The organism is Arthrobacter sp. NPDC058288 (assembly GCF_042880995.1).
Classification (GTDB): Bacteria; Actinomycetota; Actinomycetes; order Actinomycetales; family Micrococcaceae; genus Arthrobacter.
Map to the genome: position 1 here is coordinate 545,413 of NZ_JBHVYH010000001.1, position 13,889 is coordinate 559,301.

Below are 13,889 nucleotides of genomic sequence, written 5' to 3' on the forward strand. Positions count from 1 at the left end.
TCAAGGATCAGGAAGCCGTCTAACGGCCATCTGATACTTATCAACAGCCCCGCTGCGTTTCTACGCAGCGGGGCTGTTTTTTGCTAAGTTTATTCCAGTCGCTGGATAAATTGCGGATTGGATACGTGGCGGCGATGACACGAAAGGAACACCTTGATGTGGGCTGCCCTCATGACGCTTCTGTTGATCATTGCCGTCGTCCTGTTGGTCTCCGCCCGGCGCTCCATCCGAGAACTTGGGGGCGCGAATGAAGAGGCCTACCGAAGCGGCTTCATGACCGGGCACGTCCAGGGGTGGAATGACTGCGCAACCGCGGCCTCTGTTCAGCGCGCACCCAGTGCAGGGCTTCCCGCTGCTGCTGCAAATATCCGTGGGACAGGCCGGGCCAGCCGTCCGGCGGCTACGGAAGCGCCTCAAGCTGGCTCTGTCGATCTATCCGCGTGGCCCAAGTTTCAGCCTGCCGAGCTGTCCCCGGGCCAGCCTTCCGACGCCGCGGTTGCCCCGACAGGAGTTGCCGCGTCTCCGGCTGCTGGTCCGACGACTGATGAGCCACTGGTTGCGGAGTCCGCGGAGGAATTGCAGGCACGCAAGGAAAGGCGCGAACGTCAAAACATCAACGTCACGCTTTATGTAGCGAGTCTGTTGCTTGTGGCAGCTGGTGCGCTCTTTGTAGGCACTAGCCTCCCTGCCGTGCTGCGTTTCGCCGGAGTTTGCCTCATCACGGCACTCTTCTATGGTGCCGGATTAGCGATCCATGCCAGGGCTCCCAGGCTGCGGCCGGCCGCCGTAGCGTTCGCAGGTACAGGGTTGGCACTGGTGCCCGTGTCCGGCCTGGCGATGTATAACTTTGCCGTGCAGGACGCACCGATGGCCTGGCTCCTCACGTCGCTCGTCGGGACGCTGGCTTACGTGGTGGCGGCCGTCAGGCTCGACAGCAGGGTCCTTGCATACCTGTCGCTCACCTTCGTGGTCTCCACTGCCTGGTCAGGGGTGTCCGTGCTGGGTGCCCCGCTCGTCTGGTACTCCGCGGCGGTGATCGGCTTTGCCGTGGCCGCGACGGCGGTCACGCTGGCGAAGTCCGGCTGGGTTCCGCCCCTGTTCCTGCGCCCGATCATGCTTCTCGACCCCTTCGTTGTTCCTGCCGTCGCCCTCGCCGCAATGATTCTTCCGCTGCGTTTGGAACGCGGGGAGCTAGCACTGATCATGGCGCTCTGCGGAGCCTATTTCGCCGTTGCCGCCGTGCTGCCCGCCGCTGGCAACCGACTCGCAAAAATCAACGGTGCGCGCCTCGCGCTGACCGTCGCGGCCTCGGCCGGGGTGTGGCAGCTCTCCGGAAGTTTCGTCTGGGCCCTTTTCACGGGCGCATTCCTGCTTGCCCTTCAGTCAGTGGCCGTAACCGCGGCGGCAGCGTCCCTCCAGCGATGGAGTCCGGCCCGGGCAGGCAGGCAGCACTGGACCGCCGACGCGTTCGTTACGCTTGGCGCGCATCTGGTGTTGGCCATGATCATGACCATGCGGGTTTCAAGTAGCACGGAGGACCTGCTGCTCTGCGCAGTTCTTACCGGCACCGCAACGGGCATGTACATCGCGGTTAGGGCCGGGGGCGCCGCCGAATGGGCGCCTCCGGCAGCATTGGCAACCGGCATTGTCGCAACTTCCCAGCTCGGCCCCTGGCTGGCCTTCAACCTGCTGGCGGCCGCAACACTCTTCTGGGCGGTCCGTGCGATGACATCCCGCTCAGGGCTGCGCCGGTACTTCATCTTTGCCGCGCGTGTGGCCGGCACACTGGCCGTTCCCGCACTCGTGACGGCAGTGATGGAGGGAAGCCATGAAACGCTTGCTGCGGCTCTCTTCGCTCTCTCGCTCAGCCTTGTGGTCCAGCAGGTGACGTCGGCCGTGGCGGAACGGGCAGGTGCCGCGGCCCTGCTGCCTGTACCCACCCTTGCCGGGTTTACCGCCGCCGGCGCCCTGTGCCTTATGGCCTTGCCCATGACGGATTCCACGTCGGGCAACCTGCTTTCGACGGTAGCCCTTGTAGTCCAGTTGCTGGCTTCACTGGCGGCCGGGTCCCTCCTGTTCCCGAGATCCGCTGCGGGCGCGACCTGGCAGCCTGTGGCAGTCGAGTGGCTGCCGCTGGCAATAGCGCTGACCGCCGTCATGACGGCCTACTCCGGTGTCTCGCCAGGCCTCGCCAACGGCCTTCTTGTGTTGGTGGTTCTTTACCTGGCAACGTCGGCGGTTCGCTCCGCTGCGATCGGCCAGCGTTGGGCTTACTGGTGGATGGCGCGCGGAGCGGCAACCCTGCTCCTGGCGATGGCGTACGGAGACCTTCAGGAGCGTTCCGGACCATTGGTCATTGCCGGAGGGAGCATCTCGCTTCCCACGGTCCTGATCGTTGGCCTGGGAGTCCAGCTAGTCTTCCCCCTTGTGGCCGCAATCCGCGACCGTGCCCCGGACGCCGTGGTAGCCGACGTCGCACTGGTCCTGGCGCTGCAAACCGCCACGCTGGCGCTGGCTGTGATCCTGCCCGCCTCAGCCCTCGGCGCGGCAGACTGGCAGAGAACCGTGACCATCACCGTCATGGCGCTCAGCGCCGCCGCGTCCGGCTACGTATTCCGGGACCTGACCGCTGCCGCCGCAGCCTTCGCGCCGTCCATGATGGCCGTCCTGCTGGTCTGCAGCGCCGGGATTTTGCCCGACGTCGAGCTCCTGCTGGGAATCTTCGCTGTTTACAGCGCGGTCATGGTTGTCGCGGCGGAACCGGGACAGGCCAAGGGCGCTTACTTTGCTTCAGCGCGCATCCTCACCGCGGCGCTAGCCCTCGTCTTCAGCTATGACGTCACGGCGTCCGCAGCGGCCGTGTCGCTGACCTTCGCTGTCGTGCTGGCTGGCCAGCACGTGGTCCGCTGGTTCATGCGGCACCGGCTGGTGCAGGTGCCCTTCCAAGATGCCGCGGTGTGGCTGACCTTGGCGGCGCAGGCGCTTTTGCCGGCGCTGTATGTCATCCAGGCGGGCGCTGGGTCCGCCGTTTACGCTGCCGAGGGCGGCCGCGGCGTTGTCCTGGCGGAACTGCTTCTGCTGCTGCTTGGTGCCGTCGCGGCCCATCGGCTGTTCGCGGCGCGCGGTGCGCAATATCTGAGTGTATATGCAGTCGTGTTCGGCGTTGTGGCGGCGGGACCGGCGCTGCATTTCGGGGCCGGAACCTTCCTCGAAGCGCCACTTCTCAGCCGGACCGGCGTTCCGTTGGCATTGCTGGCCGTGTCCCTTGCCTTCAACGCTTCCGGAATTCTAAGACTGCGGCGCCGGCAGGGGCAGCATGCGGACGCGGTGGTCCGCCGGTTCTGGCTGACGGGGGCGGCTGTTCCTGCAGTGGTTGCCGTGCTGACAGCCGCCGAGACAGGGGACTGGATTACCGGTGCCTCACTTCTGGTTCTGGCCGTCACCGGGTTTACGGCCTCGCACCTGGAACGCCTGCCGCTGCTCTACCCGCCTGCCGCAGCACTTGTCCTGGCTGGTGCCACACGAATTGCCGACGCCGTGTTGCGTGGCACTCCGGGCATATGGGGAGCCTACCTGCCATGGCTCGCCGGCTGCGGTCTGGCGGCAGCGGTCCTTTACGGGGCCAGCTTCGCGTTCGGCGCGGAGGACGGAGTGCGACGGCGGACACTGGTCTGCGGAGGAGCGCTTGGTTTGGCAGTGCCTGCCTTGACCGGATTAGTGCGCGACGCCACCTCCCTGACGGCCGCACTGCTGGTGGCCGCAACCGTGGCTGTGATCGTGCGTGAAGTTTCGGGCGGAACGCGGAGGCTGGCCGCCGAAATTGGCGCATTAGTGGTGACGCTGGCAGTGCAGCGTGCACTCCTTGTCACGGAGGGCCACCTCCAGTCTCCGTTCTGGGCGGTGCAGTGGTACGTCCTGCTTGGCGCTGTTCTGGCTGCGGCCCGCTATACTGCCGGATTCACGACGGCGGGGCGCGTCCTTCTGTCTTCCGGCGCCGCATTGCTGGGCCTGAGCGGCGTGGGGATTCTCTTTGGCGGATCCGGCGGCCAGCAGCTGTGGATCCTGGCACTGCATGCGGCGCTCCTGCTGTCCGGGCTGCTCATCGGTGAGCGGATGTTCGTCTGGTGGGGCGCGGCCGGGGTTTCATTGTGCCTGATGTGGGCGCTCCGGTCCTACACGTTCGCGCTGCTGGCGCTGATCGCCGTCGGGCTCATCGTCTTTGCCCTGTGGAAGCTGTCGCGTGCCAAGCCTGTGGTGCCGGCTGACGCGGAGCCCATGCCTGAACCGCGGCCGACACCCGACATGCGGCCGGATCGCTTCTCCTGATGCCTTGGTAAGGTTGCTGGCAACGAAAGGACAGCAACATGGGCTGGTTTATTTTTTTCCTGGTGGCCGCTGTGGTCGTCGTCGGCGTCTTCTGGGCGAAGAAGCACTTCCGCCAGGAGATCGACCGCGCCAAGCGCATCAACCGCGCCAACAAGAACCAGTAGGGCCGCGCTCAGGCTTTCCGGGCCCTGCTCAGCGCCTGGAGCCAATAGAAGGACTCCTTCGGTGTCCGTTCCAGCGTGTCAAAGTCCACGTGGACCAGGCCGAAACGCTGCGAGTACCCCGCGGCCCACTCGAAGTTGTCCAGCAGCGTCCATACGTAGTAGCCCAGGAGTTCCACGTCCTCGGCCAGGCCGCCGGGTGACGTGGCCGCGAGGGCATGGTCCAGATGGCCGGCGAGGTATTCGATTCTGTTGGAATCGGCAATCGGGCCTGTCACATGCTCCGGCTCCGGGAAACTCGCTCCGCTCTCGGTGATGTATAGCGGCGGGAGGGCATCACCGTACCGGTCTTTCATTTCCCGCAGCAGCACACCCAGGTGATCCGGAGCCACCGGCCAGCCGAAGCCGGTCAGGCCGTATTCGGGAAACGCGGCCAGGTGGAACGGCACCCGGGCCATTGCCTCGGCAGTCCCGGCGGGGCTGTCGGCCGGACCGCGCCCGGTGGCGACTTTCACGGGGTAGTAGTAGTTGAGTCCATAGAAGTCGATGGGCTGGTGGATGTTCCGGAGATCGGCGTCCTTGGCGCCGGACAGGGTTCGGAACCATGGCCTCGCCAGTAGCGGCGGCGTCGGATACCTGCCCAGGAGAATGGGGTCGGCGTACACCCGGTTCAGCATCAGGTCGAAAACCTTGGCCAGCAACCTGTCGGTAAGCTTGCCCGAGGCCGGACGCACGGGGGAGTGCAGGTTGGTAACCCCCACGGTCCCCGCAACACCGGCCGCCCGCAGTGCCTGAACCGCGAGTCCGTGGCCCAGCAACTGATGATGGACTGCGGGTAATGCGTCGAAGAGCAGGTCGTGGCCGGGGGCGTGCACGCCGAGGGCGTAGCCGTTGAGCGTCACCGAAACAGGTTCGTTCAGTGTGACCCACTGCGCCACGCGGTCCCCGTACCGTTCCCCTGCGGCTGCGCTGTATTCGGCGAAACGTTCCGCGGTGGAGCGGTTCAGCCAGCCACCGCCGTGCTCGAGCGGCAGCGGAGTATCCCAGTGGTAGAGCGTGGCCATCGGTGAGATGCCGGCGTCGAGCAGCTGGTCGATCAGCCGGTCATAGAAGTCCAGGCCCTGACTGTTGAAGGAGCCGCGGCCGTCGGGCTGGATCCGGGGCCAGGAAATGGAGAACCGGTAGGAGTCGACGCCCAGTTCGCGCATCAGGGCCACGTCTTCGCCGGAACGGTTGTAGTGGTCGCAGGCGATGGCAGGGGAGTGGCCGTCCATGATGCTGCCAGGTTTCTCGGCGAAGGCGTCCCAGCCGGACGGGCCGCGCCCGTCAGCCTTGAGGGATCCTTCAATCTGGAAGGCGGCGGCGGCCACGCCAAGGACGAACTCCGGGTCCAGCCGCCCGGCCAGGCTCTGCAACGCCGCAGAGTTCTGCACAGTCATGCCCCTATCATCCATTCGACGGTTGCTGAAGGCAATGACCGGCATCTCCGGTGCTGAAGGGCCCCGGCACCACCTGATTCGCTTCTGCCTGCAAAATCCGGCATACTAGATGAGTTGTTCAAGCGCTCCTTCGCGTCCCGATCCGGATAATGCCGGGTGTCAGGGTCCAAGTAGGAGACCAAACATAACCCACTCCCCATGGAATTGCGGACGAGTACGCGTGCACAGCGCGACACGCCCGACCGCGGGGGTCGGTTGCGCCGGCAGGTTGAGGAACCCGGATTCTTCCGGATTCAGCTTGTGCGGCGGGTGGTAGTTACGACTTCAAATGCTTCGGCAGCCGCACAACGCGTAAGTAAACAGGGCAGCCCCAAACAGGGGAAGCACAGACTGAAAGAGAGTCAGGCGACATGGCGGGACAAAAAATCCGCATCCGGCTGAAGTCATATGACCACGAGGTCATTGACGTTTCAGCACGGAAGATCGTTGAGACGGTCACGCGCGCAGGCGCAACGGTAGTCGGCCCCGTGCCGCTGCCGACGGAGAAGAACGTGTACTGCGTTATCCGCTCTCCGCACAAGTACAAGGACAGCCGCGAGCACTTTGAAATGCGCACGCACAAGCGTCTGATCGACATCATCGACCCCACGCCGAAGGCTGTTGACTCGCTTATGCGTCTCGACCTGCCGGCCGACGTGAACATCGAAATCAAGCTGTAGGGAGGTGCTGAGAGACTATGACCGCAACCCGTAACGTAAAGGGCCTGCTGGGCACGAAGCTCGGCATGACCCAGGTCTGGGACGAGAACAACAAGCTCATCCCCGTCACTGTTGTCCAGGCTGACTCGAACGTCATCACCCAGCTGCGCAATGCAGACGTTGATGGCTACGTCGCCGTTCAGATCGGCTACGGCCAGATCGATCCCCGCAAGGTCACCAAGCCGCTGGCTGGTCACTTTGAAAAGGCAGGCGTCACGCCTCGCCGCCACGTCGTCGAACTCCGTACCGCAGATGCTGCTGAGTACGAGCTGGGCCAGGAGCTCTCTGTTGAGGTCTTCGAAGCCGGCCAGAAGATCGACGTCGTTGGCACCACCAAGGGTAAGGGCTTCGCCGGTGTTATGAAGCGTCACGGCTTCCACGGCGTTGGTGCTTCCCACGGTGCACACAAGAACCACCGTAAGCCCGGTTCAATCGGTGGCGCATCCACCCCGAGCCGCGTCTTCAAGGGCATGAAAATGGCCGGCCGTATGGGCGCCGTTCGTCACACCACGCTGAACCTCACGGTTCACGCAGTTGACGTCGAGAAGTCGCTGCTCCTCATCAAGGGCGCCGTTCCCGGTGCCCGCGGCCAGGTCGTCCTCGTACGCACCGCCGTGAAGGGAGCCTAGTTCAATGACTAGCACTGTCAAGGTTGACCTGCCTGCAGAGATCTTCGACGTACAGACCAACGTGCCGCTGCTGCACCAGGTCGTCGTTGCACAGCTCGCTGCTGCTCGCCAGGGTACCCACAAGACCAAGACCCGCGCTGAAGTTTCCGGTGCAGGCCGCAAGCCGTTCAAGCAGAAGGGCACCGGCCGCGCCCGTCAGGGTTCAATCCGCGCCCCTCACATGACCGGTGGTGGCGTTGTCCACGGCCCGACCCCGCGTGACTACAGCCAGCGGACCCCCAAGAAGATGATTGCTGCTGCACTTCGCGGCGCACTGTCTGACCGCGCCCGCAACGGCCGCATCCACGTTGTTGCTGAACTGGTAGCCGGCACCAAGCCGTCCGCCAAGGAAGCACTGGCAACGCTGCGCGGAGTTTCCGAGCGCAAGAACCTGCTCGTTGTCATCGAGCGCGCCAACGATGTTGCCGCACTGTCCGTGCGCAACCTCGCAGATGTTCACGTTCTGTACGCAGACCAGCTGAACACCTACGACGTGCTCGTCTCTGACGACGTAGTCTTCACCAAGGCTGCCTACGAGGCATTCGTTGCCGCCAAGGCAAAGAACGAGGAGGATGCCAAGTGAGCGCAGCCACCATCAAGGATCCGCGCGACGTCGTGCTTGCACCCGTCGTATCGGAAAAGAGCTACGGCCTGATCGATGAGGGAAAGTACACCTTCCTGGTGGACCCCCGCTCGAACAAGACCGAGATCAAGCTGGCCGTGGAGAAGATTTTCTCCGTCAAGGTCGAATCGATCAACACCATCAACCGTGCCGGTAAGCGTAAGCGCACCAAATTCGGCTGGGGAACCCGCAAGAACACCAAGCGTGCGATTGTGACCCTCAAAGAAGGCACGATCGACATCTTCGGCGGTCCGCTCGCGTAGCGGAGACCACTTTAACGAGGAAATGAATTATGGGAATCCGTAAATATAAGCCGACTACCCCGGGCCGTCGCGGCTCGAGCGTAGCGGACTTCACTGAAATCACGCGGTCGACGCCGGAAAAGTCGTTGGTACGTCCCCTCCCGAAAAAGGGTGGCCGTAACAACACCGGTAAGATCACGACCCGTCACAAGGGTGGTGGCCACAAGCGCCAGTACCGTCTGATCGACTTCCGTCGCCACGACAAAGACGGCGTTGACGCCCGCGTTGCCGAAATTGAGTACGATCCGAACCGTACGGCTCGCATCGCCCTCCTGCACTACGTTGATGGCACCAAGCGGTACATCATCGCCCCGAACAAGCTGTCCCAGGGTGACTTCGTAGAGGCCGGTGCCAACGCTGATATCAAGCCCGGCAACAACCTGCCCCTGCGCAACATCCCGGTGGGTACCGTTATCCACGCAGTTGAACTGCGTCCGGGTGGCGGCGCCAAGATGGGCCGCTCCGCCGGCGCATCGATCCAGCTCGTTGCAAAGGAAGGCCGCTTCGCCCAGCTGCGTCTGCCTTCCGGCGAAATCCGCAACGTCGACGTGCGCTGCCGCGCAACGATCGGCGAGGTCGGCAACGCCGAGCAGTCGAACATCAACTGGGGCAAGGCCGGCCGCATGCGCTGGAAGGGCGTTCGCCCGACCGTCCGTGGTGTCGCGATGAACCCGGTTGACCACCCGCACGGTGGTGGCGAGGGTAAGACGTCCGGTGGACGTCACCCCGTCAACCCCAACGGTAAGCGCGAAGGTCGCACCCGCCGTCCCAACAAAGAGAGCGACAAGCTTATTGTTCGTCGCCGTCGTACTGGCAAGAACAAGCGATAGGAGCCTGGACACATGCCACGCAGCCTGAAAAAAGGTCCTTTCGTTGACCAGCACCTCTTTGTAAAGGTGGACAGGGAAAACGAAAAGGGCACCAAGAACGTCATCAAGACCTGGTCCCGCCGCTCGATGATCATTCCCGACATGCTCGGGCACACGATCGCCGTGCACGACGGACGCAAGCACATTCCGGTGTTTGTCACCGAGTCGATGGTCGGGCACAAGCTCGGCGAATTCGCTCCCACGCGGACATTCCGCGGCCATGTCAAGGACGACCGTAAGGGCAAGCGCCGCTAGGCGCCTGCACTTACGTCAAAGACGAGAGAAGGAAAGCAATGGAAGCCAAGGCAATTGCGCGTCACATCCGCGTAACGCCTATGAAGGCCCGGCGCGTCGTCAACCTTGTTCGTGGTAAGCAAGCGAACGAGGCTCTGGCAATTCTGAAGTTTGCCCCCCAGGCAGCTTCTGAGCCGGTATTCAAGGTAGTTCAGTCGGCAATCTCCAACGCCCGGGTCCTCGCGGACCGCGACGGCGTGGCGTTTGACGAAGGTGACCTCATCATCAGCGAAGCGTTTGTTGATGAAGGCCCGACCATGAAGCGGTTCCAGCCGCGTGCCCAGGGTCGTGCATTTCAGATCAAGAAGCGCACGAGCCACATCACCGTGGTAGTCGCTACCCCGGAGAAAGAGGAGGCTCGCTAAGTGGGACAGAAAGTTAACCCGCACGGGTTCCGACTCGGCATCACCACCGATCACGTATCGCACTGGTTTGCTGACAGCACCAAGGCCGGCCAGCGGTACAAGGACTTCGTTCGCGAAGACATCCGTATCCGCCAGCTCATGTCCACGGGCATGGAGCGCGCCGGTATCGCCAAGGTTGAGATCGAGCGCACCCGCGACCGTGTCCGCGTGGATATCCACACGGCACGTCCGGGCATCGTTATCGGCCGCCGCGGTGCTGAAGCAGACCGCATCCGCGGCGAGCTCGAAAAGCTCACCGGCAAGCAGGTTCAGCTGAACATCCTCGAGGTCAAGAACCCCGAGATGGAAGCACAGCTTGTTGCCCAGGGCGTTGCGGAGCAGCTGACTTCCCGCGTGGCATTCCGCCGTGCAATGAAGAAGGCAATGCAGTCCGCACAGCGTGCAGGTGCCAAGGGCATCCGTATCGCTTGCTCCGGTCGACTGGGTGGCGCTGAAATGTCCCGCTCGGAGTTCTACCGCGAAGGCCGTGTGCCCCTGCACACCCTCCGCGCGAACATCGACTACGGCTTCTACGAAGCCAAGACCACCTTCGGCCGCATCGGCGTGAAGGTCTGGATCTACAAGGGTGACGTCACCTCCAAGGAACTGGCTCAGCAGGCAGCTGCTGCTCCGTCCCGCGGCCGTGGTGCCAGCGATCGTCCGGGCCGCCCGGGTGGCGCTGACCGTGGTGACCGCCGTCGTCGTACCGACCGCCCGGCAGCCGAAGCAGCACCTGCTGCTGAAGCTCCTGCGGTTGAGGCAGCTGCACCGGCAGTAGAAGGAGGACAGGCTTAAATGCTTATCCCACGTCGAGTCAAGCACCGTAAGCAGCACCACCCGGGTCGTTCCGGCGCTGCTACGGGCGGCACCAAGGTCTCCTTCGGTGAGTGGGGCATCCAGGCTCTGAGCCCGGCATACGTCACGAACCGTCAGATCGAATCTGCCCGTATCGCGATGACCCGCCACATCAAGCGTGGCGGCAAGGTCTGGATCAACATTTACCCGGACCGTCCGCTGACGAAGAAGCCTGCTGAAACCCGTATGGGTTCCGGTAAGGGTTCTCCGGAATGGTGGGTCTCAAACGTCAAGCCGGGCCGGGTTCTCTTCGAACTCTCCGGTGTCAGTGAAGAGGTAGCTCGCGAGGCACTGCGCCTGGCAATCCACAAGCTGCCGTTGAAGGCACGCATTGTGCGTCGCGAAGGTGGTGAGTAGAAATGGCAGTAGGGTCGAAGGATCTCGCACCCGCGCAGCTGGACGGTTTCGACAACGAGCGTCTCGTTGAAGAACTCCGCAAGTCCAAGGAAGAGCTGTTCAACCTGCGTTTCCAGTCCGCCACCGGTCAGCTGGAGAACCACGGTCGTCTGCGCGCGGTAAAGAAGGACATCGCACGCATCTACACCGTTCTCCGTGAGCGCGAGCTGGGCATTCGTGCCGAGGTTGCCGCACCGGTTGTGGAAGCCAAGGAAGAAAAGAAATCCAAGAAGGCTGCAACCAAGAAGGCCGACAAGGCTGAAACGGTTGAGACCGAGGAGGATGCCAAGTGAGTGAAAAGGACGAGAACGTGACGGAAACTGTTTCCGGCGCAGCCAAGGCTGACGAGCGCGGTTACCGTAAGACGAAGCGCGGCTACGTCGTCTCGGACAAGATGGAAAAGACCATCGTTGTCCAGGTCGAAGACCGCGTGAAGCACGCCCTTTACGGCAAGGTCATCCGCCGCAACACGAAGATCAAGGCTCACGACGAAGAGAACACCGCCGGCATCGGCGACCTCGTTCTCCTCGCCGAGACCCGCCCGCTCTCCGCTACCAAGCGGTGGCGTCTGGTGGAGATCCTCGAGAAGGCTAAGTAGCACCTGCAGAAATGCCGAGAAGCCCTCGTTCCCCTTGCGGGAGCGGGGGCTTCTCCGTGTCCGGGCTGAAAGCCGGGGGAGTGGCCCGGCGCCATTGCCCTGCGCCGGCCCCGAGGCTGTGATATGGGGATTGGCCCAAAACGTGCTAAGATTTTGAGTTTGTATGGCGCCGTTCGTGCGCCGTCATCAACCTCGTAAACAATCGTGCCACGGCATAGTGCCCCCTTGCGCCCCGATCCGTCGGATTCGCCTGGGAAGCAAATGTTTTTGGCACGGGAGTTTAGGCCTGGTCTGGCAAAATCCAGGCAGGTCAAGAGACACCCCGATCAACCGTTCCGCAAGGCTCATTCCGTAGGAAGATTTTCGGTCTGAGAACCAGCGCGACGCAAGGAGTAAATAGTGATTCAGCAGGAGTCGCGACTCAAGGTCGCCGACAACACGGGTGCTAAGGAAATCCTTACCATTCGCGTTCTCGGTGGATCTGGCCGTCGCTACGCAGGCATTGGCGACGTCATCGTCGCTACCGTCAAGGACGCAATTCCGGGCGGCAACGTAAAGAAGGGCGATGTCGTCAAGGCTGTCATCGTCCGTACCAAGAAGGAACGCCGCCGTGCGGATGGTTCCTACATCAAGTTTGACGAGAACGCAGCTGTGATCCTGAAGAACGACGGTGACCCCCGCGGTACCCGTATCTTCGGACCGGTTGGTCGTGAACTCCGTGACAAGAAGTTCATGAAGATCGTTTCTCTGGCTCCGGAGGTGCTCTAGTCCATGGCTAAGATCAAAAAGGGTGACCTCGTTCAGGTCATCACTGGCGCCAAGGCTGAGCGCGGCGGCGACCGTGGCAAGCAGGGCAAGGTTCTGCGCGTATTCCCGGATACCAACCGCGTGTTGGTTGAAGGCATTAACCGCGTAACCAAGCACACCAAGGTCGGTCAGTCGCAGCGCGGCACCAAGACCGGTGGCATCGAGGTCGTCGAGGCTTCCATCCACATCTCCAACGTGGCCCTGGTTGACCCGTCCACCAAGAAGCCCACTCGCGTCGGTTTCCGTACCGAGACCGTTGAGCGTAACGGCAAGAAGCGTGAAGTGCGCGTACGCGTGGCCAAGAGCTCCGGGAAGGACATCTAATGACTGAGACTCTCGAGACTCCGGCAAGCAAGATCGTTCCTCGTCTGAAGACCAAGTACGCGGATTCCATCAAGAGCACGCTCATCGAGGAATTCAAGTACGAAAACGTCAACCAGGTTCCCCGTCTGGTCAAGGTCGTTGTGAACATGGGTGTTGGAGATGCCGCCAAGGACTCCAAGCTGATCGACGGCGCTGTCCGCGATCTGACCCTGATCACCGGTCAGAAGCCGCAGGTAACCAAGGCCCGTAAGTCGATCGCACAGTTCAAGCTGCGCGAAGGCATGCCCATCGGTGCACACGCAACTCTGCGTGGAGACCGCATGTGGGAATTCCTGGACCGTCTGGTCACGCTGGCCCTGCCGCGTATCCGTGACTTCCGGGGCCTCAGTGGCAAGCAGTTTGACGGCAACGGCAACTACACCTTCGGTCTGACCGAGCAGGTTATGTTCCACGAGATCGACCAGGATTCCATCGACCGCGTTCGCGGTATGGACATCACCGTCGTGACCACTGCCAAGACCGACGACGAAGGCCGCGCGCTGCTCAAGGCGCTTGGTTTCCCGTTCAAGACCGAAGCTTAATCTAGCTACATAGAAGGTCCGGCCTTGCCGCTTCCCCCAGGGGATGGCAGGGCGGAAACCGTTATGAGGAAGGGCAAGAGCCCAACATGACCATGACAGATCCCGTCGCAGACATGCTTACGCGTCTGCGCAACGCAAACTCGGCATACCACGACACCGTGACTATGCCGTACAGCAAGCTCAAGGCACGCGTTGCCGACATCCTGAAGGCCGAAGGTTACATCGCCTCCTGGAAAGAAGAAGACGCTGAGGTTGGCAAGAAGCTGACCCTCGAGCTCAAGTTCGGTCCGAACCGCGAGCGTTCAATCGCTGGCGTTCGTCGTATTTCCAAGCCGGGACTCCGCGTTTACGCGAAGTCCACCAACCTGCCGCACGTGCTCGGTGGCCTGGGTGTCGCAATCCTGTCCACCTCTTCCGGCCTCTTGACTGACAAGCAGGCCGGCAAGAAGGGCGTGGGCGGCGAAGTCCTCGCTTACGTCTGGTAA

The 13,889-nt window shown here is 62.7% G+C and carries 18 protein-coding genes; 17 read left to right on the top strand and 1 reads right to left on the bottom strand.

Annotated features, from left to right (window positions below; genetic code table 11):
- The first annotated feature begins 690 nt into the window (after positions 1–690).
- Together ACFVWT_RS02515 and ACFVWT_RS02520 are read left to right on the top strand one after the other, a co-directional pair.
- The gene (locus tag ACFVWT_RS02515) at positions 691–4,326 is read left to right on the top strand and encodes a hypothetical protein (protein ID WP_390244941.1); all 3,636 of its coding nucleotides are present in this window, start codon (positions 691–693) and stop codon (positions 4,324–4,326) included.
- Between the two features lie 38 nt (positions 4,327–4,364).
- Entirely contained in the window at positions 4,365–4,490 is a 126-nt protein-coding gene (locus ACFVWT_RS02520; protein WP_390244943.1) for a hypothetical protein, read from the top strand.
- A gap of 8 nt (positions 4,491–4,498) precedes the next feature.
- On the opposite strand, the gene ACFVWT_RS02525 is transcribed toward ACFVWT_RS02520, so the two are convergent.
- Complete coding sequence (locus tag ACFVWT_RS02525) at positions 4,499–5,926, bottom strand: GH1 family beta-glucosidase (RefSeq protein WP_390244945.1); 1,428 nt, start codon at positions 5,924–5,926, stop codon at positions 4,499–4,501.
- Between the two features lie 410 nt (positions 5,927–6,336).
- Between ACFVWT_RS02525 and rpsJ the strand changes: the two genes are divergently transcribed.
- The 15 genes from rpsJ to rpsH all read left to right on the top strand — a co-directional run bounded on the left by rpsJ (position 6,337) and on the right by rpsH (position 13,889).
- The gene (gene rpsJ, locus ACFVWT_RS02530) at positions 6,337–6,645 is read left to right on the top strand and encodes a 30S ribosomal protein S10 (protein ID WP_003803825.1); all 309 of its coding nucleotides are present in this window, start codon (positions 6,337–6,339) and stop codon (positions 6,643–6,645) included.
- A 17-nt stretch (positions 6,646–6,662) separates the two neighbouring features.
- Positions 6,663–7,313: a 50S ribosomal protein L3 gene (gene rplC, locus ACFVWT_RS02535; protein ID WP_011692809.1), complete on the top strand. Its 651-nt coding sequence runs from the start codon at positions 6,663–6,665 to the stop codon at positions 7,311–7,313.
- Positions 7,314–7,317: 4 nt separating this feature from the next.
- A complete protein-coding gene (gene rplD, locus ACFVWT_RS02540; RefSeq protein ID WP_011692808.1) occupies positions 7,318–7,935 on the top strand; it encodes a 50S ribosomal protein L4 in 618 nt (205 codons plus the stop codon).
- Positions 7,932–8,237, top strand: a complete 306-nt coding sequence (gene rplW / locus ACFVWT_RS02545) for a 50S ribosomal protein L23 (RefSeq protein WP_011692807.1) — start codon at positions 7,932–7,934, stop codon at positions 8,235–8,237. The genes rplD and rplW overlap by 4 nt, the downstream gene beginning before the upstream one ends.
- A gap of 29 nt (positions 8,238–8,266) precedes the next feature.
- Entirely contained in the window at positions 8,267–9,106 is an 840-nt protein-coding gene (gene rplB / locus ACFVWT_RS02550) for a 50S ribosomal protein L2 (RefSeq protein ID WP_104172031.1), read from the top strand.
- A 12-nt stretch (positions 9,107–9,118) separates the two neighbouring features.
- A complete protein-coding gene (gene rpsS, locus ACFVWT_RS02555; RefSeq protein ID WP_011692805.1) occupies positions 9,119–9,400 on the top strand; it encodes a 30S ribosomal protein S19 in 282 nt (93 codons plus the stop codon).
- Between the two features lie 38 nt (positions 9,401–9,438).
- On the top strand, positions 9,439–9,804 hold the full coding sequence (gene rplV / locus ACFVWT_RS02560; RefSeq protein ID WP_003803798.1) for a 50S ribosomal protein L22: 366 nt from the start codon (positions 9,439–9,441) through the stop codon (positions 9,802–9,804).
- Positions 9,805–10,638 (top strand): 30S ribosomal protein S3, encoded by an 834-nt coding sequence (gene rpsC / locus ACFVWT_RS02565; RefSeq protein WP_011692804.1) that lies wholly within the window; start codon positions 9,805–9,807, stop codon positions 10,636–10,638. It begins immediately after the preceding gene.
- Entirely contained in the window at positions 10,639–11,055 is a 417-nt protein-coding gene (gene rplP, locus ACFVWT_RS02570) for a 50S ribosomal protein L16 (RefSeq protein ID WP_011692803.1), read from the top strand. It abuts the gene before it with no gap.
- A 2-nt stretch (positions 11,056–11,057) separates the two neighbouring features.
- A complete protein-coding gene (gene rpmC / locus ACFVWT_RS02575) occupies positions 11,058–11,387 on the top strand; it encodes a 50S ribosomal protein L29 (RefSeq protein ID WP_056737810.1) in 330 nt (109 codons plus the stop codon).
- Positions 11,384–11,692 (top strand): 30S ribosomal protein S17, encoded by a 309-nt coding sequence (rpsQ, locus tag ACFVWT_RS02580; RefSeq protein ID WP_011692801.1) that lies wholly within the window; start codon positions 11,384–11,386, stop codon positions 11,690–11,692. Before rpmC ends, rpsQ begins: the two co-directional genes overlap by 4 nt.
- A gap of 399 nt (positions 11,693–12,091) precedes the next feature.
- Positions 12,092–12,460, top strand: a complete 369-nt coding sequence (rplN, locus tag ACFVWT_RS02585; RefSeq protein WP_003803789.1) for a 50S ribosomal protein L14 — start codon at positions 12,092–12,094, stop codon at positions 12,458–12,460.
- A 3-nt stretch (positions 12,461–12,463) separates the two neighbouring features.
- Positions 12,464–12,823 (top strand): 50S ribosomal protein L24, encoded by a 360-nt coding sequence (gene rplX, locus ACFVWT_RS02590; protein WP_011692800.1) that lies wholly within the window; start codon positions 12,464–12,466, stop codon positions 12,821–12,823.
- Entirely contained in the window at positions 12,823–13,404 is a 582-nt protein-coding gene (gene rplE / locus ACFVWT_RS02595) for a 50S ribosomal protein L5 (RefSeq protein ID WP_011692799.1), read from the top strand. Before rplX ends, rplE begins: the two co-directional genes overlap by 1 nt.
- Positions 13,405–13,490: 86 nt before the next feature.
- Complete coding sequence (gene rpsH, locus ACFVWT_RS02600; RefSeq protein ID WP_011692798.1) at positions 13,491–13,889, top strand: 30S ribosomal protein S8; 399 nt, start codon at positions 13,491–13,493, stop codon at positions 13,887–13,889.